This window comes from Rubritalea sp. (genome assembly GCF_051252225.1).
Classification (GTDB): domain Bacteria; phylum Verrucomicrobiota; class Verrucomicrobiia; order Verrucomicrobiales; family Akkermansiaceae; genus Rubritalea.
Map to the genome: position 1 here is coordinate 1 of NZ_JBPOGE010000040.1, position 2,740 is coordinate 2,740.

At 42.1% G+C, this 2,740-nt stretch carries 4 protein-coding genes; all 4 read left to right on the forward strand.

What is annotated here, in order from left to right:
• The coding region (locus tag ACSHX2_RS15255) for a hypothetical protein (RefSeq protein ID WP_435693819.1) at positions 1–476 on the forward strand (476 nt) is incomplete at its 5' end.
• Between the two features lie 143 nt (positions 477–619).
• Entirely contained in the window at positions 620–1,084 is a 465-nt protein-coding gene (locus ACSHX2_RS15260) for a hypothetical protein (protein ID WP_435693820.1), read from the forward strand.
• A gap of 142 nt (positions 1,085–1,226) precedes the next feature.
• Positions 1,227–1,706 carry a hypothetical protein gene (locus tag ACSHX2_RS15265; protein ID WP_435693821.1) on the forward strand — a complete coding sequence of 160 codons (480 nt, stop codon included), beginning with the start codon at positions 1,227–1,229 and terminating at the stop codon, positions 1,704–1,706.
• Between the two features lie 430 nt (positions 1,707–2,136).
• Positions 2,137–2,562 carry a hypothetical protein gene (locus ACSHX2_RS15270; RefSeq protein ID WP_435693822.1) on the forward strand — a complete coding sequence of 142 codons (426 nt, stop codon included), beginning with the start codon at positions 2,137–2,139 and terminating at the stop codon, positions 2,560–2,562.
• Positions 2,563–2,740: the final 178 nt, after the last annotated feature.

Here is a 2,740-nt window from a genome sequence, read left to right on the forward strand (position 1 = left end):
ATCTTCACTACACTCAAACTCTAAACTCACATACAAAGCTTTCTGGTCGAGTCTTCGGTTGGTGTGCTTTACGTTCTACTAAAATGGCTCAATCTTCTAGATACATAACTACCGAAATTATCATTAAGTCTGATTCAAAATGTGATGCGCTTGTTGCAGAGCTGGTGAACGATGACGTTGGTTTCTATATTCAAGCTTCTCACGACATTGGAAAGTGGTATCTCTGTATCGACCCAATACCGATGAAAACAGTCAATTTAACACTCCAGTTGCTTTGTTCATCTATTGAGAACCTCTCTAGTGAAGCACGTGGAGACTGGGATTCAGCTTTGTATCGCGAATTTTATATCGGCTATGAAGTTTCACCTAAAGACCACTGTGTGATTGAGCGTATTTCTCAAGAGTCGGTGGGGCTATGCAGTAAGATCTGCGCAGGAATTGGTATTGCTATGTACCCACGTAACTCCGAAAACTAACTCTGTAGAACAAGACGCTGCACCCAACCTCGTACCGCGGTTGAGCGCGACTCACCTTTCACTACATTCACACTTAAATCTAAATCCAAAGCTTTCTGGTCGAGTACTCGGTTGGTGTGCTTTACGTTCTACTAAATAGATCGATGTTACATAAATATCTCACCTTCATCTTTTTACTCACTTTATCAGCTTGTTTCTTAACTTGCTGCAAAGATGCTCAAAGAACTTTTGAGTCTCGTGAGGTTTTAGGGTCTTCGATTACAGACGCATTTGAAATGCACGACGGCAGCCGTATAAAAGAACTACTTCCTCCAAATGCTCCCAAAGAAATAACCAATCACTTAATGCAGTTCATGATACAACCGATCATGGATCTTAACGCATCTGAGATCTCACTCACATATACGACTCTGGAAAACATTCCGATAGAGTTACCTGGTTCACTTAAAGGGAGAGATCTTCAGTTCACAAATAAGGTCGATGGTGTCATCCATGTAAGCGGCATACTTCCCAATCCAGATTTGGATGACGGAGAGTTCGATCTATATTTTCCATACACTCAAGATAATGGTACATATTACATTACTGGAGTTGATTACGCTCCGTAAATTGCCTTTGTAGAACAAGACGCTGCACCCAATCCCTTCACCGTCGAGAGTCGAGCCATTTTCACAATTCAAACATTAACCCAAAAACAAAGCGCGCTGAGAGTTCAGTGATTGGTGTGCTTTACGTTCTCCTAAAAATAATATGTCCACCGTCCTCAGAGCTGTAGGATCAAACTTTGATGTTGATTCATTCATTAAAGATACTTCTCTCAAAGTCATTAAATCATTTCGCAAAGGCGAAGCTCGCACTAAACGCATCAAGGCTCTGAACAAATTCTCAGGGCTAAATATTGATGTTAGCGATGCTGACTTCGATAACATCAAACAACAGATAGAAGACACTGTAGGCTTTCTGCAAACTCACCAAACAGAACTAGCTTCACTCCGTGATAGTCACGGGGCTGAATTTATATCTATTGATTTTGGAGCTGACATTTACCCACCTGGATGGTGTAATTTCTCATTTCCTCACGAACTCTTACTTCTCGCTGGAGAACTACGTATTGATCTAGATTTATCTGTATATCCAACAGATCCAGATGAAGTCGAAGGCCCAGAATTAACTTTGGAGAACAAGACGCTGCACCCAACCTCTTCCCCGCCGAGAGTCGAGCCGTCATGACAATTTCAACATCAACCCAAAATCAAAGCACGCTGAGTGGTCATCGGTTGGTGTGCTTTACGTTAGCGTAAATCTGAAGATTTTAGGATGTAGATCCTTCAGTTTACTTGTCGCTTCTATTCAGGACACTCACCACCCCATCTTCAAACAGGACGAACTTGGTCAGATCATTTCAGTACATTCTTAAACCCAAGTACGAATCCAGATTAGTCTTTCCAAAATCACCTGATTTTCCTTAGTTTGTCTCATCCAGATTAGGTGTACGCGACCAGCACATCTAAGCCATCGACTTCGCTAACAAGACGCTGCACCCAACCTCAGACCGCGTTTACGCTTTTCAAAATCTTCACTACTCTCAAACTCTAAACTCACAAACAAAGCTTTCTGGTCGAGTCTTCGGTTGGTGTGCTTTACGTTAGTCTAAATTAACATGCTCTACTTTGAACTCGAACCCGAAGTTGCAGGCGAACTTGGTGATAGCTCTATTATTGATGCCACAGTTCACCCACCAATTGTCACCAAATTACATTATGAGTTTTCTGGCTGGTTAGGAGACTGCCTTGTTGAATCATTTCCTTGCTACATCATTAAGTCCGAAGTCGCAGAGTTGCTTCAGAATTCAGGCTTCACTGGTTTTTCAATCTCAGATGCTCAAGTCTCAGTTTCTTCTGAATTCGTTGAGCTACATCCAAATAGTAACCTTGGCTCATGGAAGTGGCTTAGACCATCTGGTAGAGCTGGCATTGATGATATAGCTGTATCAAGCGATCACACACTAATCGTATCGAATTCAGTACTGAACCTCCTCAAATCTCATGGTATTGATAACTGCGATGTCGAACAAAACCGCCTCTGACTAACAAGACGCTGCACCCAATCCCCTCACCGCCGAGACGCGAACCAATTTCTAAATTCACACATTAACCCAAAAACCAAAGCACGCTGAGAGTTCGGTGATTGGTGTGCTTTACGTTAGGCTAAAATGAACATGCTTAAATCCCCAAAAATCATACTATTGGCAGTAATTGGTGGAA